This window comes from Subtercola sp. RTI3, from assembly GCF_035018625.1.
GTDB lineage: Bacteria > Actinomycetota > Actinomycetes > Actinomycetales > Microbacteriaceae > Subtercola > Subtercola vilae.
Map to the genome: position 1 here is coordinate 15,964 of NZ_JASJXO010000006.1, position 22,268 is coordinate 38,231.

The window sequence follows — 22,268 nt, forward strand, 5'->3', positions numbered from 1 at the left end:
GGCGCCGGAAAGGTTCAGCGTGACCGACCGAAACATCTCTTTCGCCCAGAACGGCGAAGACATCGTACTGTGGCGTGCCCTCAAAGACATCCAGGGTGGCACCTACATCGACGTCGGAGCCAACCACCCGACCATCGATTCGGTTTCGCGCAAGTTCTACGACGCCGGCTGGCGCGGGGTGGCCATCGAGCCGAACCCCGAGTACGCCTCGCTGTACCGAGTCGAACGCCCGGGAGACGCGGTGTACGAGGCGATCGCCAGCGACGTCGACGCCCCGAGCGCCCAGATCCACCTCATCGATGGTACTGGCCTCTCGACGATGATCGACGAGTACGGCGAGGAGGCGGCGGCGGCCGGCTGGTCGGTGCACGACGAGACGGTGCCAGTGGTCACCCTGAACCAGACCATCGAAGAGTCGGGGCTCGCCGACCGCGACATCCACTTTCTCTCGGTCGACACCGAGGGCGCAGAGGCGTTCGTGCTCGGCTCCATCGATTTCAGCCGCTACCGCCCGTGGATCCTTGTGATCGAAGCCACGGCGCCCAACTCGACCCGCCAGGTGCACGGGTCGTGGCAAGACACCGTCGAGCGTGCCGGCTACACCTTCCAGATGTTCGACGGCCTCTCTCGCTACTACCTCGCCGACGAACGGGCCGAACAGATCGGCACAGCGCTCACCTACGCGGCCAGCGTCATCGACGACTACGCCCGCATCGACAGAATGGCCCTCGAAGAGCAGTGCACGGCGACACAGGATGCCCTGACCTCCCTCACCGTTCGTGAACAGCAGCTCGCCGTCGACCTTGAGCGCGCAGAGAAGCGGTCTGCCCTCCTCGCGAGCGAACTCGAGCAGACCCAGGCAACTGCCGCACGATCCGCGGCCCGGGAGGCCGAGCTCGGCGCGCTGGTCGCCGAGCTGCAGCGCACCCTCTCGTGGCGCGTCACGAAGCCGCTCCGCGGCATCCGGAGCCTCACGCAGAAGCGCTGACGCCTGTCGGTGCAGAGGGCCGCTCAGCGGCGCCTCGCACCGATCAGTGCTCGAACGACTCGCGGAGCGCCAGAATTCCGTCAGCGGCGCCGCCGTCGAAGACCACGTTTCCGTGCGAGAGCACGACGACCCGGTCGCAGAGCTCTTCGACCTGGCCGGCCGAGTGGCTCACCAGAATGATGGTGCGGCCCTCGGCCTGAAACTCTTTGATCTTGTTCATGCACTTCTCTTGGAACGGCTCATCGCCCACGGCGAGAACTTCGTCGACCAGAAGAATGTCAGGATCGACGTGCACCGCGATGGCGAAGGCCAGCCGCACGTACATGCCGGAGGAGTAGAACTTCACCTGCGTGTCGATGAACTCCTCGATCTCGCTGAAGTCGAGAATCGACTGAAAGTACTCGTCGGTTTGGCTCCGGCTGAGACCCAGAATCGCACTGTTCAAGTAGACGTTCTCACGGCCAGTGAGATCAGGATGAAACCCGGCACCCAGCTCGAGCAGCGCGGCCAGTCTCCCGCGTCGTTCAACCGAGCCGTCATTGGGCTGAATGATTCCGCCGAGCACCTTCAGAAGCGTGCTCTTACCCGACCCATTCGCCCCGACCAAACCAATGGTCGAGCCGGCTTTGATATCGAATGAAACATCACGCAGGGCCCAGAAGTCGTCTTTGTGTTTATTCGAACGACCGAAGTTCACGATGCGCTCTTTGATGGATTTGTCTTTGCGGATGACAAACCGTTTCGAAACGTTCGTGGCGCGCACGACGACCGGAGCGTTGGCTAGAACTGGCATCAGATCTCCTGGGCGAAATTGCCCTGCAGGCGTGAGAACACGCGCTGGGCGATGAAGAGCACGATGAGCCCGGCGATTGCCGCACCGAGTAGCTGCAGATCCATATAGTGCGGCCAGGCCTGCGGGGGAATCACGCGATCGTCGATGGTGCGCGTTTCACTGCCCGCCTTCCACAAGCCTCGCTGAAACGCGAGCATGGCGATCGAAATGGGATTCAGGAGATACACATCGAGCAGCCATGCATGGCTTGCTGCTGCGTCAGTGATCAGCTTCCACGAATACACAATTGGAGATGCCCAGAAGAGCAGCAACATCGCCACTTCGACGAGGTACTGAATGTCACGGAGATACACGTTGAGTGCCGAAAGCAGAATCGCGAGAGCGATTCCCCAGATGAGAACGATCGCTACACCGGCGGGAACATACAGCAGATTCAGTGACACCGGGAATTGACCCAGCGCAATGATGGCTATGAGCAGAATGCCAAGCTGGATGAGAAAGTTGAAGACGGCTGAGCCGGTAGCCGCAAGCGGGAAAATCTCTCTGGGCAGATAGACCTTCTTGATGAGGCCGGCATTCGTGACAATCGACGAAGTGCCCGTTGTGATGATCTCGCTGTAGAGACCCCACAGGGTGAGCCCGGAGAAGACGAAGATGGCGAAGTCGGGAACACCGCGCGATGCCTGAAGCACCTGGCCGATGAAGACGTAGTAGATGAGCAGTTGCGTAAGAGGCTTCACCAGGCTCCAGAAGAACCCCAATGTGCTGTCTTTGTACCGCGATTTCAGCTCACGCCTGATGAGCAGGTCAAGCAACTCCCGATGGGAAACGATCTCCTTCACCGCAGCAACAAAACCACCGAATGATTGTGGGCCTGCGTTGACCGATACTTCGAAGGGAAGTTGGGCCAATCGCTCGGCTCGTACTTCGGCTTGGGTCGCCATGTGTCTCCGTTACGTGAAAGATGTCGGGTGCATCCACCGCCAAATACTACGCGGTGTGTGCTGGTAATTAGCTTGTGGCGCTGGCGTTTGCGAGGCGGGTGTCGAGTTCGAAGTACCGCCACAGCTCATCGGCGTAGTCAGACCAGCCGCGGGTCGACAATCCGGCCGATTCGGCCACGAGCTTCGCGTGCAGCTCGTCGTCGAGCAGACCGGCCTTCATTCCCCGGTACACGTCGTCGTCGTCGCGCGGGTCGACCAAGATGGCGCCGCCTGCCGCCGCGATCTCTTTCATGCTGCCGAAATTCGAGGTGACAACCGGGGTTCGGGCCGAGAGCGACTCGCCGACGGGCAGCCCGAAGCCCTCGTTCAATGACGGGAAGACACTGACCCGAGCGAGCCGATAAGCACTCCAGAGCAGAGCGTCGGAGATGGCCGAGATGGCCCGCACAGGCCATCCGTCGCCCTGCAGTCGTTTCAGCTGTGCGCGGAACTCGTCGCCGTGCCAGCCGTTGCCGCCAATGAAAACCAGCTGAAACTCGATGCCGTCGCGCCAGAGCCGCTCGGCCGCGTACAGCACGGCAAGGTGATTCTTGCGGGGTTCGTGACTGCCCACCACCAGCATCATGGGCGCGTCTCCGGTCAGCAGAGCGGCACGGGCCGCCTCGAAGTCGGCCGCCGAGACCTCTTCGGCAACGCTCGGCAGCAGCAGCGGCTCGATAGCCGGGCCGGTGAGCCCGGCACCGGAGAGCATGCCGCGCCAACCGCGGTACTCGGTGGCAGCGGCCTCGGAGATGGTCGAGACGCGGTCGAAGTGCGCGAGAGCTGCGAGATTCTTCGAGAACGCCGCCGACATACCAGCACCCACGGTCTCTGATGAGGTGAGGGGCACACAGTCGAAACCGATGACGTTGGTGCGGTTGCCCGAGAATTCGGCCAGGCACGAGATGCGCGCCGTACGGTCGTCTTCGATGGCGAGCTCTGGCAGCACGTAGATGCTCTTGAACGGAATGGTGAGAACCCACGTCTTCGGCCGCGCGAGGTGCGGGGCCGAACCATAGAGCGCGTTCTGCTGCTCGGGCTCGGTGAGGTGACGAAGCCCGCTGTAGCGACGATCCCAGCCCACCAGTTCGACGCCCGGCCGATCTTTCCAGTACCCGATGGTCTGCCGAACCACGCGCTGGATACCCGTGGCCAACCCTGTGCGTGCCGTGTGGTGCACGTCGAGAACGACCGCACCCGTCACGATGCGTACCGCGACGGTTCGGTTGGGCGCGAGCAGGTGTGTGCTGCGGGCGGCGACCTGGGCGAGTGCCTGGCGGGTGCCGTTCAGCACGGCATCGCGACGAAACTTCTCGTACGTGTCTGTCTTCGGAAACTCGGCTGACACGGCGGCAAGTGCCAGCCACAGCAGCTCGCTGTCTGCCCCGATCGACGTGGCCAGCGTGTCGAGGTAGCCAGAGGTGGTCTCGTCGGCAGGCAGCGGGGTGCCGATGGCATCGGCAAGAACGCGAAAACGGGCGGTGAGGGCGTGGCTCATGAGGCATTCTCCAACGGTTCGACGAGTTCGTGCCAGAGTTCGGTGGCGTAGTCGTTCCAGGTGCGAGGCACGCGGGCGCGGGCCTCGGCGGCGAGGCGTTCGCGTTCGACGTCGTCGGTGAGCAGCAGGCGCATGGCATCGACGATCGACTGGTCGTTGCGGGGGTCGACGGTGAGGCATCCGCCGCCGTCGGCGATCTGCTGGGTACTGCCGTAGTTCGACGTGATCGACGGAACCCCCATGGCCAGAGACTCTGCAACGGGCAACCCGTACCCCTCGTGGGTCGAGGGGAAGACGGTGAACCGGGCGGCCCGGTACGAATCGATCAGCACGTCGTCGCCCGCCCCGCGCAGCACCTCGATGGCGTGCCCGGCCTTCGCGAGGCGCTTGGCCTCGTGGTCGATGAGGCGGGTGTAGTCGCTCTTGCCGCCGCCGATCATGCGCAGCGTGAACTGCAACCCCTCACGCCAGAGCGTCTCGGCGGCGAACAGAACGGCCAGCAGGTTCTTGCGCGGCTCTTGGTTGCCCACCATCAGAACGAGCTTCTCCGGCTGGTCTGTGGGCGCCGATACGGATGCCCCGCGAGCCGGGCTCTGCACTGCCAACGTGACACAGCCGACCACCGGCGCACCCACGCCCTGAGACACGAGCGCGCTTGCGAACCCGCGAAACTCGCCCGCCGCCGCGTCGCTGATGGCCACGACACGCGTGGCATTCTTCACGATGGTGAGGTACTTCGAGAACTTCTCTGTCTCATGGCTCGAGATGAGGTCTGCGCTGGCAATGGGAATGGTGTCGTAGCCGATCATTGCCGTCTGGTTGCCCGAAAACCGGGCCAGGGCCGAGAGCTGCGGCCAGAGGCCGCCGTGCGCCACCTCGGGCAGCACAACGGTGGTGCGGAATGGCACCACGATCTGCGGCACGAAACCCGCCGGAGTCATGCCGTCGGGCTTCGGGTGACCCGCCATCTCGGCCTTATGGGCGTCCCACTCGAGCACACGCCTGAGTTCGATGGGTGCGAGCGTTCGAAAGGCGTTGTCGCCGTCAGACCAGCAGGCGAGCACCATCGGGTGCTCGCCGTTCCACCGGCTCATCGTCTCGCGCACGACGCGCTGAATTCCTGTGTTGTGGTCGAATCGGGCACAGAAGTCGACGTCGACCACAGGCCGGTCGGTGACCACCCGCATCTCGAGCTCGAGGGTCTGCAGCCGCACACCCGAGTGATAGCTTGCGTCGAGCACGGCCGACAGCGCCTGCTGCCCCTCAGAAAGGCTGAGCGCCCGCCGAGCCCGGAGAACCAGCTCGGTGTTGGGAAACGAGCCGGTGAGAGCCACCAGCACCAGCCACAGTTCACTGTCGAGCCGCGAAGCCTGCACCCGGTGCACGAGAGCGCCGAGCAGCACACCGAGACCGCGCTCTGCCAGCGCCTCACCCTCGGACTGGTCGTCGAACAGTTCGCGGGCGGCGGCGAGCAACCGGCTCCTCAGAGCCGTGGTAGCCGAGGGCAGCGCGTGGTCGGGAGCGGGTTCGTCGAGCAGGAAGCTCACGAGGTCGATCCGCCGCGCGGCCGGCGCGAGAGTTGCAGGTGGCGAACCCACCGCAGCGGCTTCGTCACGCGCCACGACAGCGTCTGCTGAATGGCATTCACCACAGACGACTCGTAGTGAACCGCGAGCAGCCAGCGATCGGTGGCACGGTTTGCGATCTCGTCGAGTTCGCCCTGCAGGCGGTCGCGCTCGTCTTCGAGCACGCGGAGGCGGTTCGTCACGACGGCAAGACGCTCGTCAGCAGTATCTTCTGGCACCGCACAATTATAGGCGCGGGCCCTTCGCGGTGTCGTCGGTGCGGGTTCGGGGTGCATGTGGAGGGCGCGGCACGTGCGGCGCGCTGGCGGTCGCCTCTGCGGCATCGTCGTTCTCGAAGATCGCCACGGCGGCAAGCTCGGCCTTCTGCTCTGCACCCACTACGGCGTGACCGCGGTGGTGGCCGAAGACCCAGTAGCGGTAGAGCGCGAAGCGGAAGAGTGTTGCGAGTCCCGTTCCGATGAATTGGCCCGAAATGTTGTCGGCCAGCAGCGAGGTGAAACCAAGAACGTAGTGCGAGAACCACAGGCACAGCAGGTTGATCAGCAGGCCGGAGACAGCCACGACAGAGAACTCGAGCAGCTCTTTGACGTAGTTCGTACGACGATGCTCCCTGAAAGTCCAGTAGCGGTTGCCGAACCACGTCACGATGGTTGCGGCTGCGACGGCGGCAACTTTGGCCCCGAGGGGGCCGGAGAGCAGATGCTGGTCGCCGAGGCCGCCGACGAGCAGCCAGTTGAACACGGCAAAGTCGACCACGAAGCCAATGCCGCCCACCACACCGAACTTGAGCAGGTAACGCAGCATTTTTGTGTAGAACGCAGCGACGAGCGCTGTAACCCTGTTACTCACCGTTTGTGTTGCTCACCATCTGAGTTGCTCACCATCTGTGTTGCCCACCATCCGTGTCACTCACCGTCTACTTGCACCCCGCCGCGGTCAGAGCCGTCGTCGTCGTGTTCATCATGGGCGTGGTCTGGATGACCGGGGGCCCGTACACACCGCCGACGCCGCTGAACGACGCCGTCACCGTGTTGGTCTCGCCCGGCTTCAGGTTCACCAGAAAACGTGCGACCGGTCGACCCAGATCGCTCGCCGACGATCGTACCGCAGCACTCACACTCGTGGTGCCCGCGACTTGCTCACCGGTCGAGGCGCCGACCGGCCCGTAGATGTACACCTCGGTGCTCACCTGCGTTCCGCCGAAGTTGCCACCGACCACGAAGCGAGGAAGAGTCTCCGATTCGGCCACCGTCATCGTGGAGTGCAGGGTGACGGTCTCGGTGAACGTGGGGTTGGTGGGGTTCGTGCAGACATCGGTACTCAGGTCGACGTGCGACTGGATCCAGTAGTCGGCCTTAGAGGTCGTGACGTCACGAAAGTAGGTACCGACCAGAGTCGACTTCGCGTTGTCGGTGGGCAACACACCCTGGAGCGGTGAACTGGCGATGAGCTTCTGTTCGGCCGGAATCGGGCTCCACGCCAAGATGTTGCCCGAGTCGATGCCTTTGTTCACCGCATCGATGAGGGTCTGCGGGTCGGCGCTCGTGCTGGTGATCCCCGAGAACACTGTCGCCGCGGCATCTTTGAAGAACGCGTCTGACCCGGTCTCGATGTCGAGCGGAGGAAAGCGCAGGTAGATATCGTGCAGCAGCAGCGGCACAGCGTTGTCGGCGGTGATCTGCTCGCCAGAGGTGAGGGTCATCGGCCCGGTTGCCTTCAGAAGGTACGACAGCGCGATCGGGTCGATCGAGATGACGCCATCGACCGTTCCGCCCTTGTACTTCTGCCAGAAGGCCTGGATGGTGAGCGCTGCGGTGGGAAAGTCGGGCCGTGCGGTCGACCAGTTCAGGGTCGACACCACGCCGGTGCCGAAGATGTTCTTCACGTTCTGGTCGATGTCTCGCACAGGGCCGTCGGTGAGGGGGAAATCCTGGCTCGACGCGTGGTCTGTGAGCGCGAAGGCCCCATTGTCGACCGTGAGCATCGAGAGCGACGCGGGGCCGCCGCCAAGGCCGGTCGTCTCGGCGTTGTTGAGAAAGGCGAGAACGTAGTGCCTCGGCCCGTTCATGCCCAGCATGCTCTGCACGGTGGCGACGGTGCTGCGTACGGTACCGATCTCGGTGTGCGCCTTGCCGAGCGCGGTGACGAGCTGTGTCTTCGCCGACGAGATCTGGCTGACCGTGCCATCGGTGGGGATGGCCGAGATGGTGGCCACATTCGCCACGATGGCCGCGTCGGCCGACGCGAGCGTCGCATCCCCACTCGTCAACAGGGCGACGTTGAGCTTGCCGTCGACCGGCTTCAACGACGCGGGCGTGAGCGTCTTCGAGAAATCGACGACGGGCAGCAGCACCTGGCTGCCGATGCTGTCGAGCGAGCCCGAGAGTTCGCGTACGGCGGTGAGGTTCGGGCCGACCACCGGCACGATCTCGGCCAGCTTGTAGAGCGGGTCGTTCGTGTAGGTCGCGGCGTCGTGTGCGTGGCCTGCGAAATCCGTCGCCGATGCCGAGAGAGCGCTGACATTGAGACTCGACAGTTGCGACTGGATCTGGGTCACCGAGGCCTGTGCGGCCTCGAGCGATGACCTGGCCTGCAGCACCTGATTCGCCACGTAGCCCACCACGCACGCCAGAGCGATGACCAGCACGGCAACAGAGCCGCCGACAATCAGCCGGCGACGCCGCTTGGGTGACGTTCTCCGTCTGTCGCGCCGACGGGTGGGCTCGACCGTCTCGCCGCTCAGAGCGGCAGGCTGGCCAGCGGGGCCGGGGTCGGCAGACCTCGTCGCATCGGGCCCTTCGGGCTCAGTGGGTGGGGTGGCGATGGCTCAGCACTCCTGGGGTCGGCGGCAGGTTGCCCCACTGTAGCAAGGGCTGCCTCCGAATCAGCCTCGAACGAGACGGCGTCGCACAACCCGCCAGGCGGCTTTCGAGGCGGCAGGAACACCCATCTCCCGAGACCGAGCAACGAAGAACCGTGCCAGTGGCACCACCTTTCGGGCCTTGAACACGAGAGAGTTCTCACGAGCGCGGGTTGCGGCAGCACGGGCGCTGACGGCCTGCCACCATTCGGCGAGCAACCGGTCGGCGTCGGCCGCGGGGCGGGCCGTGGCCTCGGGGTGGGCCGTGGCGGCTCCGGATGCCCGGGCCGCGACCGACGCGGCGAGCGGTTCCACGAGGGCGGCCCAGAGGTCGGCGGCGTAGTCGTTCCAGGTGCGGAAAGTGCGGGCCAGGGCCTCGGCCCGCAGCGTTTCGTAGAACTCGTCGTCGCTCAGCAGGCGGCCCATGGCGAGTTCGAGCGCATGGTCGTCGCGAGCATCGATGGTGAGGCATCCGCCCCCCTCGGCGATCTCAGCCAGGCTGCCGTGGTTCGACGTGATGACGGGGGTGCCGAGGGCCAGCGACTCGGCGACCGGCAGCCCGAAGCCCTCGTGCAGCGACGGAAAGACCGTGAACCGGGCCTGCCGGTACGAGTCGAGCAGAACGGTGTCGTTCGCGCCCCGCAGAACCTCGACGTCGAGGCCGGCCGCCCGGGCGAGCCGAACATCGTCGTCGAAGCGCTTGACGGCGGCCGCACCGCCGCCGCCGATGAAGCGCAGGCGGAATCGCGCGCCCGAGGAGGCCAGCCGACGAGCGGCGAACAGAATGGCGTCGTGGTTCTTGCGCGGCTCGAGGCTGCCGACCACGAGCACGAGGGGCAGCTGATCGGCGGCCGCCAGTTCGCCGGGCTCCCCCGACGCTGACCGGGCCGCGGCCGACGGCTGCCCACCGGCGGTCACCGCGCTCCGCACCGAAGCCGACGGCGCGTTCATGGCCAACGGCACCGCCACGACGTCGGGACCCGGCAGCCCCTGGGCGCGAACGGCGTGCACGAAGCCCTCGAACTCGGCCGCAGCCGACGCGCTCACGCCCGAGACCCGGTGCGCGTACTTCACCACCGTGAGAAAACGCGCGAACCGCTCGATCTCCTCACTTGCCTGGCCCTGAGCGCTGACGAAGGGAATCATGTCGTGACCCACGAGACCCATGCGGTTGCCGCTGACGGCGGCGAGGGCCGCGAGCGCCGCAGCCGTCTCGGGCTGCGCCACCTCGATCTCGACGATGACCGAGCGAACCGGCACCACGATCGTGTCGCGGGCCGGGTCGTGCGGCTCGCGCTCCTGGCGCTCGGCAAGGCTCAACGAGTGATGCGCGGCCCAGTCGGTGACCCGGGTGACCTCGCGGCCGGTGAGGCGCCGAAGCGCCGTGCCGCTGTCGTTCCAGCAGACCAGGGCGAGAGGATGAACGGGGTTCCAGCGCGAGACCGTTTCGCGGAGCACGCGCTGCACGCCGGTGTTGTGGTCGAAGCGCCCGCTGAAGTTGGCGTCGACGACGGTGGCGCCTGTGAGCAGCTCGAGCGGGGCATCCGGTGTCGCCGCGCGTTCGACGACGGGCTCGAGCGCGTCGAACAGGGCCGCGAGCTCGACACCCTCAGCGGCCAGCGCGAGGGCCCGGCGAACCGCCCGCACCTCGTCGATGGTGGGGAAGACGGTACTGAAACCCACGATGGCGAGCCAGATGTCGGCTTCGTCGAGCGACGAGCGGAGCTGCCGGGCCAGCGCGGCGGCAAGCTCACCCGCGGCAGAGTGGGAGTGCGCGGTTGCCGGCAGGATGACGGTCGCGATCTGGCGCAGCCGCCCGGCCAGGGCAGCGACCGAAGCGGCACCCGCCGCCCCCTTCACGACAGTGCCCCTCAGCGGAAGTAGACGGTCGCCTTCAGGCACGTCAGACTCGGTCGGGGCATCCACCATGGAATACTAGTTGATCGGGCCCAGTAGCATGGGCTATCGCAGAAGCCCCTGACACAGACAACGAGGAATCATGCCCCGCGCTCTCATCACCGGAATCACCGGCCAAGACGGCCTCTATCTCGGAGAACTTCTCCTGTCGAAGGGCTATGAGGTCTACGGCCTCATTCGCGGCCAAAACAACCCCAAGCGGGCACTGGTCGAGAAGACCCTGCCCGGCGTGCACATTCTCACCGGCGACCTCACCGACCTGTCGAGCCTCATTCGCGCGCTCGAAGCAGCGAAGCCCGACGAGTTCTACAACCTCGGCGCCATCTCGTTCGTCGCGTACTCGTGGGAGAACGCCAGCCTGACCACCGAGGTCACCGCCAAGGGTGTTCTGAACGCCCTCGAAGCCGTGCGCCTCTACTCGGGCGACGAGCCCGCGAAGGTTCGCTTCTACCAGGCCTCCTCGAGCGAGATGTACGGCAAGGTGCAGACCGTTCCGCAAGACGAAGACACACTTCTCTGGCCGCGTTCGCCGTACGGCGTCGCCAAGGTCTTCGGCCACTACATGACCATCAACTACCGCGAGTCGTACGGCATGCATGCCTCGAGTGGCGTGCTGTTCAACCACGAGTCGCCCCGCCGCGGCCCCGAGTTCGTCACCCGCAAGGTGTCGCAGGCCGTCGCCCGCATCTCGCTCGGGCTGCAGAAGAGCATCGTGCTCGGCAACCTCGACGCCCGCCGCGACTGGGGCTTCGCCGGCGACTACGTCGAGGCGATGTGGCTCATGCTGCAGCAAGACGTGGCCGACGACTACGTCATCTCCACGGGTGAGACGCACTCCATCAAAGAGCTGCTCGAGAAGGCGTTCGCCGTCGTCGGAATCACCGACTGGGAGCAGTACGTCGAGCAGAACCCCGAGTTCATGCGCCCCGCCGAGGTCGACCTGCTCATCGGTTCGAGCGCGAAGGCCACCAAGGCCCTCGGCTGGAGCCCCAAGGTCGGTTTCGAAGAACTCGTGAAGATGATGGTCGAGAACGACGTCGTCGAGCAAAAAGCTCTGGCCGGTCTCTAGACCCGTGCCCGTTGCACTGATCACCGGCATCTCAGGCCAAGACGGGTCGTACCTCGCTGAGGCCCTGCTCGCCGACGGCTACGAGGTGCACGGGGTCGTGCGAAACAGTACCGAAGAGAACCTGCGGGCTCTCGGCGAGCGCCCGGGCCTCACGCTTCACGAGGTCGATCTGCAGGCACCGGATGCCCTCGAGAGCCTTGTGGCGGCCGCTCGCCCCGACGAGCTGTACAGCCTGGCGGCCGTCAGCAGTGTTTTCGCGTCGTGGCAGAATCCCGTGCTCACAGGGGCTGTGAACGGCCAGGTGGTGGTGCGGCTGCTCGGCAGTGCGTACGCGCTGCAGGAGGCCGGGCATCCTGTGCGCCTCGTGCACGCGTCGAGCGCCGAGATCTTCGGGCAGGCCGAGGTCACCCCGCAGACCGAGACCACCGCCATCAGGCCGTCGTCGCCCTACGGCGCGTCGAAGGCGTACGCGCACCTGTCGGTGGGCGTGTTCCGTGGCCGGGGGCTGCACGCGTCGAACTGTATTCTGTACAACCACGAGTCACCACGCCGCCCCGAGGCCTTCGTGACACGCAAGATCACGGCCGGGGTGGCCCGCATCAGCCGCGGGCTGCAAGACCGGCTCGAACTCGGCAACCTCGACGCCCGCCGCGACTGGGGCTGGGCACCCGACTACGTCGACGCGATGCGCCGGGCTGCCGGCGCCGAGACAGCCGGCGACTTCATCGTGGCCACCGGCGTCTCGCACACCATCGGCGATTTTCTCGACGCCGCGTTCACCCGGGCCGGTATCGACTCCTGGGCCGACCTCGTCGTGGTGAACCCCGAATTCGCTCGCCCGGTCGACCCGGCAGAACAGCTGGGCGACGCCTCGAAGGCGCACACCGAACTCGGCTGGCAACCGTCGGTGAGCTTCGACGAACTCGTTTCGCGCATGGTCGACAACGATCTAGCGCTGCTCGACGAGTGAGCGGCAGAGAGCCCGCGCCCGCTCTGCGCGTGCTGGTCGATGCAACCGCGATTCCCGCCAACCGCGGCGGGGTGGGCCGGTACGTCGACAGCGTCATTCCCCTGCTCGCCCGCGACGGCATCGACGTTGTGGTGGTGTGCCAGCAGCGCGACCGGGTGTTCTTCGAGGCCTCGGGCGTCGGAAGCGTCGTGACGGCGCCCGCGTGGGCGGAGCGCACCGCGCTGCGGTTCGTGTGGGAACAGACCGGGCTGGTTCGGCTGGCCAGAGCAGCGGGGGCGGCGGTCATCCACTCGCCCCACTACACCTTTCCCGTTTTCACGAGGGCCGCACGCGTGGTCACCGTGCACGACCTCACCTTCTTCACCGACCCCGCGGTGCACGGCAGGGTGAAGCGCCTGTTCTTTCGCGGCTGGATCCGTGCGGCCGCTCTCGCGCGCGTCACCGTTGTGACGCCGAGCGTCGCCACCGCGAACGAGTTCACCCGCATCACGCGGGCGCGATCAGCACGCGTGTTCGCCGCGCCGCTCGGGTACGACCAGAACGTGTTCCACGTGCCCACCGCCGACGACATCGCGGCGTTCCAGAAGACACTCGACCCTCAGCCGACCTCGTGGATCGCGTTTCTCGGCACTCTCGAACCGCGCAAGAATGTGTCTGCCCTTGTGCGCGGCTACGTCGAGGCCGTCTCGGCACACGCCCCCGCAGACCGCCCGGCGCTGCTGCTCGCCGGCGGCCCCGGCTGGGATTCGTCTGTCGCCGACACCGTGGCCGCAGCCGTGGCGAGCGGCTTCGACGTGCGCACCCTCGGCTACCTGCCGCTCGACGACCTGCGCTCGCTGCTCGGCGGGTCGCTGCTCACGGCCTACCCGAGCCTCGGCGAGGGCTTCGGCCTTCCCGTGCTCGAGGCCATGGCGAGCGGCTCGTGCGTTCTCACCACCCGGCGGCTCTCGCTGCCTGAGGTGGGCGGCGACGCGGTCAGCTACTGCGATGTCGACCCGGGTAGCATCGGGCGTGCGCTGGCGGAGCTTCTGGATGATCCTGCCGAGAGGCGCCGGCTGGCCCGTGCTGGCGCGGCACGTGCCGAGGGCTTCACGTGGCAGGCCTGCGCTGACCGGCATGCAGTGGCGTATCGCGCCGCCGGGCATCCATCGACACAGCTGACGACCGAGAAGAAAGGCCCCCGATGACCGGCACCGTGGCCCTCGTGACCGTGAGCTATTTCTCTGAAGACGACGTTCTCAGCTGCCTGGCCTCGGTGCCGGCAGCGGCAGCGTCGACCGCCCGGTCGGGCCTCGAGCTCTGCGTCGTGAACAACGCCGCGTCAGACCCACTCAGCGCACTCGAGGGCACCGGCGCCTCCGTGCTGACGCCCGGCACGAACCTCGGCTACGGCGGCGCCGTGAACTTCGCGGCAGCCACCCTCGGCCCGGAGGTCGAGTGGATTCTGGTCACCAACCCCGACGTGCAGTTCGAGCCCGGCAGCGTCGACGAACTGATGCGGGTCGCCACGGGCGACGAACGCATCGGCGTGGTCGGCCCCCGCGTGACGAACGACGACGGCACCATCTACCCGTCTGCCCGTGACCTGCCCTCTCTCACCTCGGGGGCTGGTCACGCTGTGTTGCACCGCGTCTGGCCGGCGAACCCGTGGTCGAAACGGTACCTGCGTGCCGACAAGTCGGCCACGACCGGCACCGACCCCGTCGCCGCGGGCTGGCTCTCCGGCTCGTGCATGCTCGTGCGTCGTGCCGCCTTCGACGCCGTCGACGGCTTCGACCACCGCTTCTTCATGTACTTCGAAGACGTCGACCTCGCCGAGCGCCTCGGGTTGGCCGGCTACTCGGTGCTCTACGTACCCACCGCCACCGTGATGCATGCCGGGGGCACCAGCACCCGCAGCCACTCGGCAGCCATGCTGAAGGCGCACCACCACAGCGCGTACCTGTACCTCGCGAAGCGGTACCACGAGTGGTACTACCTGCCCGTGCGGGTGGCGCTTCGGGTGGGGCTGGGGCTCCGATCCGCACTGGGCCAGAAGACGAAGTGAGCACCATGATCAACCGCCTCAACCGCATTGACCGAACCGTCACAAGCATTCTCTTCTGGGCGCTACTGGCTGGTGGACTCGCGCTGCGCATCGCCCTGCTCTTCACAAATGCATTTCACGTCGACTCCGACAATGCCATCGTTTTCTTAATCGCAAAGCATATTTCCGAGGGCAACATCACGTGGTTCTTCTGGGGCCAGTCGTATGGCGGCACGCTGCTCGAATTCGTCGCAGGCGGCGCCATGCTCATCTTCGGTGCGCACTTCGAGGTGCTCTCGGTCGTCGGGGTGCTTTTTCTCGTCGCGGTCGCCGTACTCGTGCGATCGATCGCCACTCGCGCGTTCGACAACCGCACGACCGGCAACGTGGCCGGCACGCTCTTCTGGTTCTCGGGCTACTGGACAATGCGTGTCGGAGTGAGCGAGCCGGGGTTCTACGGCCCCAGCCTGTTTCTCGGCCTGCTGACACTCTGGCTGGCCTTGCAACCGAAAGATGCTCGGTTGAGCGCCTTGCGCTGGGCTCTGCTCGGGCTCGCGGCCGGTCTCGCCCTCTGGCAATCACCGATGGGCGCGGCGCTGGCCGTTCCCGGGGTTCTCATCGCGCTCGCGCGCCACCGTTCATGGCGGCACTGGCTCGTGGGGATCGCCGCAGCGCTAGTCGGCTCACTGCCGTGGATCATCAACTTCACCCAGAATCTGTCAGCGTCAGTGCGTCCCACCGGCGTCAGCTGGAACCTTTCGTCGCTTCGCAGCTTCGTCACCATCTTCACGCAGGTCGTTCCGATGGCTTTCAGCCAACTCGAAACCGTTCCGCGGTACACCATCGGAGCAATTGCGATCGGGCTGCTGGTACTCGCCGCGGTGCTGGCAGTGAGGGGTTTTCGCCAACACAACTACTGGCTCGGCGGGCTCGTCGCGAGCTCACTGCTCGTCATTGCCGTGATTGTAATCGGCTCGGGAATTCTACTTCGGGCCGATTCTGTGCGGTACAGCATCTTCATCATGCCTGCACTCGCCATTGCGGTGGCATGGCTTGTGACACGTGTCCCTTTCACGGGCATCGTCTGCGTGCTGCTGGCGGTGGCCAGCAATCTGCTGCAGTTGCAGCTGCTGTTTCCCGATCTGCAGAGCAACACCGACCAGAAGTACGTGGTGGGTGACATCAAGGGCCTCGGCGACTACCTCGAAGAGAACCACATCACGACGGCCTACGGCGACTACTGGATCGGATACGCCGTATCGGCAGAGACCAATGAAGAGGTCACCGTGGCCTCCCTCTCCGCCCCTCGGAGGTACACCCCGTACGAAACAGCAGCCGCCACCGGTACGAGCGCAACTGTGATCGTTCTCGTCGACCAACAGAACGACGTACTGCTGCAGTCGGCAGCCGACCTGCCGGTTCACACCCGGGCGGTCGTCGACGGGTATGCCATCTATACCTTCAGCCAACCGTTCGACGCCTACAGCTACCAATGGAACCTGTATTAGGATTTCTGATTGATGAGCACCTCTATAGAGTCTCCGAGTACGGCCCACCTGACACAGACCCAACTCGACAACTGGCTCGCCGGTCTCAGTGGTATCTCCGTCACGACCGGGCCGTCGGCCGAAGAACTGCAGGCGAGCCTGAGCTGGCGCGTGACGCGCCCCATGAGGGCCGTTCGTGCGCGTGAGCGACTCTCAGGCCTGCGGCAGGGCCGTCTGACGCTGCCGGTGCATCATGCCGACCTCAGCGCTCTGTTCGAGTCGAGAACTGCACTGCACCAGAGACTCACTGAGGTGGCGCCGCACCTCCTCCCCGATGTGCCCGTGTCAGAGTTCGGCGCCATGAGCACCGACGCCCTGCTCGGCGCCATTGCAGCGCGCGTGCACGAACGCAATCAGAGCTCCGAGTTGTGGATGCTCATCATCGCCGTCAGCGGCTGCTTTCCTGACCAGGCCATGCTTCAGGGCCTGCAGCGCGACATCACCGGGGTGGCTGCCCATGACGCCATCCACCGGCTTCTGAACCACTGCGCCGTGTGGACAACCCGGCACCATTCTCAGTTGCGCACTCTGAAGGTTGTGAGCGACCGCCGTGTCGCATTCGCAGACCAGACCGCCAAATTCGGTTTCAATTCGGGTATTCAGCGTGTCACCCGGCAGATTCTCTCGCATTGGGACGAGAAGGCGTACGAGCTGGTCGCCCTGACAACAGACGGCACCGCGCTCCGTACCGTCACGAACGCCGAACGCCAGCGCGTGGTGCAGTGGAGCAACGAGCACGCCCGCGATGACCTTGTCAAAGACCAGAAGGTCAACAGAAAAGTCGAGTTCGAAGACACGACCAGCGTGCTGGTGGTGCCCTGGAAGACGACCTTCTTCACGCCTGAGGTGCCGGTCGGCCGGGGAACAGACACCCTCACCGCGCTCGCCCGCTACTCCCCCAACCGAACAATCGCCCTCGGCTACGACACTATTCCGGTGTCGAGCGGTCACCTCGTGCCCCGTCACCTCAGCGGGTTGTTCGTGTCGTACCTGTCGATGTTGAAGTACTTCACCGAAGTCATCGCGATCTCCGAGGCTGTGAACGGCGAGTTCACCGGTTTTGCCGAGGCTGCCGCGACGCAGGGGCTCCCCCCTTTCACCGTCAGCACACTGGTTCTGCCGCTCGAACGCATCGAGGCCGGCGACTCACTCGAACCTGTCGAAGCGCCGCCCCTTCCGCTCGTCGTCTCGGTGGGCAGCAATGAACCGCGAAAGAACCAGCTCTCTGTCATCTTCGCCAGCGAAGTTCTGTGGCGGCAGGGCCTTCAGTTCTCCCTACTGCTGCTCGGCGGCAGTGGCGATCGCGAGATGACCGCTGTACCCGACGCAGTGGCAGCGCTCAGCTCCCAGGGCCGCTCCATCGAGCAGCGCCGCGACGTCGATGAGGTAGAACTCGCGGCCGCGTACCGCCAGGCCCGCTTCACCGTGTTCATCTCGGTTCAAGAGGGCTACGGACTGCCGGTCGCCGAATCGCTGGCCGTGGGTACTCCGGTGTTGGCGACGGGCTACGGCAGCACGGCAGAGATTGCGGCGGGCGGCGGATGCCTCACCGTCGATCCCCGAGACGACGACGACATCGTCGCGGGTATGCGCCAGCTGCTCACCGATGACGCACTTCTTGACCGCCTGCACAGCGAGATCACGGCCAGGGTCGATTCGACCTGGGCCGACTACTCGCGCTCACTCTGGCAGCTCACCGCAACGAACCAGGATTCAGAATGACTCACGACCCTCTAGTGTCGCCCACTGTTCGAAGCCTGCTCGAAATTCTCGGTCGACCGCTGCCAGGTGGGCCCCTCTCCGCTGACGCGCTCGACACTCTGGCCTCCGAGGTCGACCGCCTGGTCGCAGAGGGTTCTGCGGGCCAGCAGGGTCTCTGGCTCGTGTGGGCCGCGCTGCGAGGCGAACTGCCCATCGAGACCGACATCGTCGACTTTCGCCGCACGGCCATTCTGAACGGTTCGCTTCAGGCTCTGCGTTCTGTCGGTGCGCGCTCAGACGCGAGCATGTTCGGTTTCACCGCTGAGATCGAGATCGTCTCTGACGCCGTACTGGTCGACGTTCACGACACCAGCAGCACAGACGTCATCTCGGGCATCCAGCGCGTGGTGCGGGAGACAGTGAGGCGCTGGCTGGTCGACCACGAGGTGATTCTGGTCGCCTGGTCACACAACAAACGATCCCTCCGGCGGCTGAACGCCGAAGAAGAGGCCCGTATCAGGGGCGAGGAGTTCGATCTCGAAGTGCTGGCCACTTACGAGCCCGAGCGCATCGTGATTCCCAATGGCGGGCTGATGATTGTTCCCGAGCTGGTGGCCGACACGACCCGCGCCGATCGGCTGCTCGCCCTCGGTCGCTTCGCCCGCACCCGGGTCTCGTACATCGGGTACGACTGCGTTCCGCTCACGTCGGGTGAGACCTCGCACGCCGGTATCGCATCGCACTTCCCGCTGTATCTGGATGCGATGGCCTACGCCGACACGGTCGCCACGATCTCCGAGTCGACCGCGCACGAATTTCTGGCGTGGAAGAAGATGCTCCCCTCCTCGGGGCGCTCGGGCCCTGACGTACGCGCGGTGTTCCTTGGTGGAGATTCGGCAGAGCCGAGCACCAGCGGCCTGAAAGAGGCCCGCACGAAGCTCGGAGTCGTTGGTGACGAGCCTGTGGTGCTGGTCGTCGGCAGCCATGAGCCGCGCAAGAACCATCTCTCGGTTCTGAACGTCGCACATCGGCTGTGGCGCAGCGGAGTGCAGTTTCGGCTCATCATGATCGGCGCCGCGTCGTGGAACAGCGCTCCGTTCGACCAGCTCAGCCAGATGCTCACAGAGCAGGGCTTCCCGTTGCAGATCGTTTCCAACGCGTCAGACGACGTGTTGTCGGCAGCGTATCGGCTCGCCACGGTGTCGATCTTCACGTCGTTCCACGAGGGCTTCGGGTTGCCGATCGTCGAATCGCTCAAAGCGGGAACGCCGGTAATCGCGTCGAACGTGGGCAGCATGAACGAGATCGCGCACCGGTATGGCGGCGTCATCACGGTCGATCCGCACTCCGATGACGAGCTCGAGGCAGAGCTCCGCGGAGCGCTGCTCGACCCCGCTGTGCTTGCAGCCAAGCGCACCGAACTCGCGACCAACGACTACCAGTCGTGGAACACCTATGCTGACGAGGTCTGGCAGTACTTCAGTTCACAACCGACGACGTGACCAACGACGAGTTCACCGACCGCTTGGTCGACCACACGGCCTAGTTGATCTGGGCGCTGTCGACCCAGAGGTTGTTCCCTGTCGTGTTCTCGTATACCTCGAATTTCAACGAGGTGTGACCCATGGCGGCCACCGGTAAATCGACCGCAACCCGGGTCCACGTAGTGCCGACAGTGAAGTTTGTCGAGCGTTGCTCTGTCACACCGCCCAAGCCCCACAGAGCGAGGGTGCCGCTGAACGTCTGACCGTCGTTCGCTGAACGCAGCCACACCTCGGCAGTGTAGGTCTCACCGACGTACGTCTGTCGCGGCACCACCTGAGACAGTGAGTTGCCCGGCGTGTTGGTGTTCGTTGCAGCGAAATAGCTACCGTTCTGGGCGGCGATTCCCGTGGCGGCAGTGCTATAGACCGCTGTATTGATGAACCCTTGGCCTGCCCCCCAGCCCGTGAACGAACCACCTTCGAACGACCCTGCGGTCATCAGGTTCGGGCCCACTTGGGCGTCATCGATGTAGAGGGTGTTGTTTGTCGAGGTGAGGTAGATCTCGGCCTTGACCTGTGACACATTGGCCTGGCTGATATCGGTGGTCACCGCAATTCGGGTCCACGAGCCGCTCGCCGTGAAGGCCGCACTGTTCGCGACCGGTGCGCCCGAACCCAGTGCCCAGAGTGCGACCGTTCCCGTGAAAGGTTGGCTGGGGATGGCGGAACGCACCCAGATCGAGAAGGTGTACCTGCTGCCAGCTGCCGGCGTTGCCGAGACGGTCTGCGACAGCGAACGACCTGGCGTGTCTGTGTTGGTGGCGCCATACCACGAACCCGAGTGTGCGCCTGCAGGGTCTTGGTAGATAGTTCTGTTGACAAACCCGTTGCCCTGTGTCCAGTTCGAAAGCGTGCCCTCGAAGGAGGGCGCAGAGAGGAGGTTCTTGTCGGGAGTGGCCGTGCCGAAGGCCATTGTGGCGTTGTCCATGTACAGGGTTCCACTGGTCGTGTCCATGTATGTCTCGAGCCGCACGGTTGAGTGAGACGAGAGCCTGACCGGCAACTGCACGGTGACCTGCTGCCACGAACTGCCCACGGTGAAAGGCGTACCAGCCGACTCCGTCTGGCCACCCAGGCCCCAGAGAGCGAGAGTACCGGAGAAGGGCGACCCAGTGGCCGAGCGCAGCCAGATGGTCGAGGTCACGAGGTCGCCGACGGCGACGGTTCGCGGCACATCCTGAGCTATCGACCGGCCTGCGACCTGCGTGTTCGACGCGTAGTACCACGAGCCGTTCTGGGCTCCTGAGGGGTCGTTGTACGCAACGTGGTTCACGAAGCCATTGCCAGCCACCCAGCCTGTCGAGCCGCCCTCGAACGACGGTGACTGCAGGCCGCCGCCGGTCGGGTCACCGAACCACGAATTGAAGTAGACCCAGAAGTTGCGATTGCCGTAGGCCGAGCATCCGTCGCCCGACCCCGTGAGGTTCGCCAGGGCAGCGGCATTCGGCTGGTACGGCGTATAGATGTAGAGGTTGGCGGTCGCCTGGTTCTGAATGTAGACCGAGCCCGAACCGCACGAATAGTCGGGGTTGTAGAGAATATTGTTGTTGCGGCCGGGCTGGTAGCTCCACGACGAACTGTTCTTGGTGTAGCTCTGAAACTGTGCGGCTGCAGAGTAGACCTGATTGAAGAAGCCGTAGTAGGTCGAGTCGCAGGCAGCGGTGTCAGGGCAGCCGTAACCGAGTGCGGAACGGTACATATACGAGGTGGTCGACGAGGCGTCGACCAGGCCCTGCTCCTTCTGTAGCATAACGAGCAGCACCTGGGGGTTGATGCCGCACGCTTGTCCCACCCGCACGATGATCTGCGCAGCGGTCTCAGACGACTGACCGCTGTAGGCAGAACAGTAGTTGGTGCCTGCACGCGACGCCGTGGCCTGCGAATAGTTCTTCAGGCACGGCAGCGACGCGGTGCCCGAACAGTTGGAGCCGTGGTCGTTCAGAAAACTCTGCACCTGGTCGGCCGACAGGGTGCCTGAGTTGAAGAAGGTCGCGTCACTGATGATATTGCCGGCGTTGAACTGCGAGCCGCTCAGGGCGCTTGCCGGGGCAGCCGCGAGAGAACCGCCCGCGACAAGACCGGCGGCGACGAACACGACCGCAGCGAGGCCCGCGAGCAGTCGCCCGGCAGAGGTGCGGGGGCGGCGGCGTTCGGTCATGGAATGGCTACTTCGGTCGAGGCGGAGGTACCGGCAGACGTGGGCGAGGCGTAAGTCACCACGACGTTCCAGCTGCCGGAGACGAGTGTGGGCGAGGCGAGCGAGGCAGAACCGCAGTCGGTGGTGGTGGCTGACGCCCGGGCACTGAACGACTGCGAAGCGGTGAGGGAGCCTTTGGTCGCGGTGATCGTGCAGGTGCCGTCGGATTCGATGATCTGCGGCACGAAGGCGCTGACCGTGATGGCGCCGGCCCCGGCATCCCACCCGGCCGACGAGACGAACGGCACGACCGCCTTCACCGCGGGGGTGGCGGTCGCCGTCGGCGTCGCCGTGGGAGTAGAGGTGGCAGTCGGCGTCGCTGTGGGGGTGGCTGTTGCTGTGGGGCCGACGGTGCCGGTCGGCGTTGGCGACGAAGTCGGGGTCGCACTCGGCGTGCCGGTGGCCGAAACGTCACCCGAAGAACGTGACCCGAAAAGCAGCACCGCAGTCACTGCGAGACCGGCAATCACCACTACGCCCACGATCAGCCAGACCCACCAGCGGGAACGTCGCTCAGTCTCCATTGATTCGGGCCAGGCCTTTCACTGTTGCGGAACCCCGCAGACAATTCACGGTGCAGGTCAAAACG

The 22,268-nt window shown here is 65.2% G+C and carries 17 protein-coding genes and 1 pseudogene; 8 read left to right on the forward strand and 10 right to left on the reverse strand.

The window, feature by feature from the left end; translation table 11 throughout:
* The first annotated feature begins 19 nt into the window (after nt 1–19).
* Nucleotides 20–988: an FkbM family methyltransferase gene (locus QN358_RS03900; RefSeq protein ID WP_323511662.1), complete on the forward strand. Its 969-nt coding sequence runs from the start codon at nt 20–22 to the stop codon at nt 986–988.
* Nucleotides 989–1,037: 49 nt separating this feature from the next.
* Here QN358_RS03900 and QN358_RS03905 read toward each other — a convergent pair.
* The 8 genes and pseudogenes from QN358_RS03905 to QN358_RS03940 form a co-directional block, all read right to left on the reverse strand.
* Nucleotides 1,038–1,781 (reverse strand): annotated as a pseudogene (locus QN358_RS03905) (ABC transporter ATP-binding protein); the annotation flags it as partial.
* Nucleotides 1,781–2,725 (reverse strand): ABC transporter permease, encoded by a 945-nt coding sequence (locus QN358_RS03910; protein ID WP_323511663.1) that lies wholly within the window; start codon nt 2,723–2,725, stop codon nt 1,781–1,783. The pseudogene QN358_RS03905 and the gene QN358_RS03910, both read right to left, overlap by 1 nt.
* A gap of 67 nt (nt 2,726–2,792) precedes the next feature.
* Nucleotides 2,793–4,262: a glycosyltransferase gene (locus QN358_RS03915; RefSeq protein ID WP_323511664.1), complete on the reverse strand. Its 1,470-nt coding sequence runs from the start codon at nt 4,260–4,262 to the stop codon at nt 2,793–2,795.
* A complete protein-coding gene (locus QN358_RS03920) occupies nt 4,259–5,809 on the reverse strand; it encodes a glycosyltransferase (RefSeq protein WP_323511665.1) in 1,551 nt (516 codons plus the stop codon). Before QN358_RS03920 ends, QN358_RS03915 begins: the two co-directional genes overlap by 4 nt.
* Nucleotides 5,806–6,066 carry a hypothetical protein gene (locus QN358_RS03925; protein WP_323511666.1) on the reverse strand — a complete coding sequence of 87 codons (261 nt, stop codon included), beginning with the start codon at nt 6,064–6,066 and terminating at the stop codon, nt 5,806–5,808. The genes QN358_RS03920 and QN358_RS03925 overlap by 4 nt, the downstream gene beginning before the upstream one ends.
* 7 nt (nt 6,067–6,073) lie before the next feature.
* The gene (locus QN358_RS03930) at nt 6,074–6,697 is read right to left on the reverse strand and encodes a GtrA family protein (protein ID WP_323511667.1); all 624 of its coding nucleotides are present in this window, start codon (nt 6,695–6,697) and stop codon (nt 6,074–6,076) included.
* A 67-nt stretch (nt 6,698–6,764) separates the two neighbouring features.
* Nucleotides 6,765–8,495, reverse strand: coding sequence for a DUF4012 domain-containing protein (locus QN358_RS03935; protein WP_323511668.1), 1,731 nt, complete (start codon nt 8,493–8,495; stop codon nt 6,765–6,767).
* A gap of 237 nt (nt 8,496–8,732) precedes the next feature.
* The gene (locus tag QN358_RS03940) at nt 8,733–10,634 is read right to left on the reverse strand and encodes a glycosyltransferase (RefSeq protein WP_323511669.1); all 1,902 of its coding nucleotides are present in this window, start codon (nt 10,632–10,634) and stop codon (nt 8,733–8,735) included.
* A 73-nt stretch (nt 10,635–10,707) separates the two neighbouring features.
* On the opposite strand from QN358_RS03940, the gene QN358_RS03945 reads away from it, so the two are divergent.
* Genes QN358_RS03945 through QN358_RS03975 form a run of 7 tightly spaced genes read left to right on the forward strand, consistent with a single transcriptional unit; the run spans nt 10,708 to nt 19,440 of the window.
* Complete coding sequence (locus tag QN358_RS03945) at nt 10,708–11,694, forward strand: GDP-mannose 4,6-dehydratase (RefSeq protein WP_201799253.1); 987 nt, start codon at nt 10,708–10,710, stop codon at nt 11,692–11,694.
* Nucleotides 11,695–11,698: 4 nt separating this feature from the next.
* Complete coding sequence (locus QN358_RS03950) at nt 11,699–12,664, forward strand: GDP-mannose 4,6-dehydratase (protein ID WP_323511670.1); 966 nt, start codon at nt 11,699–11,701, stop codon at nt 12,662–12,664.
* A complete protein-coding gene (locus QN358_RS03955; protein ID WP_323511671.1) occupies nt 12,661–13,851 on the forward strand; it encodes a glycosyltransferase family 1 protein in 1,191 nt (396 codons plus the stop codon). The genes QN358_RS03950 and QN358_RS03955 overlap by 4 nt, the downstream gene beginning before the upstream one ends.
* Nucleotides 13,848–14,711, forward strand: coding sequence for a glycosyltransferase family 2 protein (locus QN358_RS03960; RefSeq protein ID WP_323511672.1), 864 nt, complete (start codon nt 13,848–13,850; stop codon nt 14,709–14,711). Before QN358_RS03955 ends, QN358_RS03960 begins: the two co-directional genes overlap by 4 nt.
* A 5-nt stretch (nt 14,712–14,716) precedes the next feature.
* A complete protein-coding gene (locus tag QN358_RS03965; RefSeq protein ID WP_323511673.1) occupies nt 14,717–16,198 on the forward strand; it encodes a hypothetical protein in 1,482 nt (493 codons plus the stop codon).
* 12 nt (nt 16,199–16,210) lie between these two features.
* Nucleotides 16,211–17,959, forward strand: a complete 1,749-nt coding sequence (locus QN358_RS03970; RefSeq protein ID WP_323511674.1) for a glycosyltransferase — start codon at nt 16,211–16,213, stop codon at nt 17,957–17,959.
* Entirely contained in the window at nt 17,956–19,440 is a 1,485-nt protein-coding gene (locus QN358_RS03975) for a glycosyltransferase (RefSeq protein ID WP_323511675.1), read from the forward strand. Before QN358_RS03970 ends, QN358_RS03975 begins: the two co-directional genes overlap by 4 nt.
* A gap of 40 nt (nt 19,441–19,480) precedes the next feature.
* Here the strand turns inward: QN358_RS03975 and QN358_RS03980 are convergent, their stop codons facing one another.
* A complete protein-coding gene (locus tag QN358_RS03980) occupies nt 19,481–21,640 on the reverse strand; it encodes a hypothetical protein (protein ID WP_323511676.1) in 2,160 nt (719 codons plus the stop codon).
* Nucleotides 21,637–22,203 carry a hypothetical protein gene (locus tag QN358_RS03985; protein ID WP_323511677.1) on the reverse strand — a complete coding sequence of 189 codons (567 nt, stop codon included), beginning with the start codon at nt 22,201–22,203 and terminating at the stop codon, nt 21,637–21,639. The genes QN358_RS03980 and QN358_RS03985 overlap by 4 nt, the downstream gene beginning before the upstream one ends.
* Between the last annotated feature and the right edge of the window lie 65 nt (nt 22,204–22,268).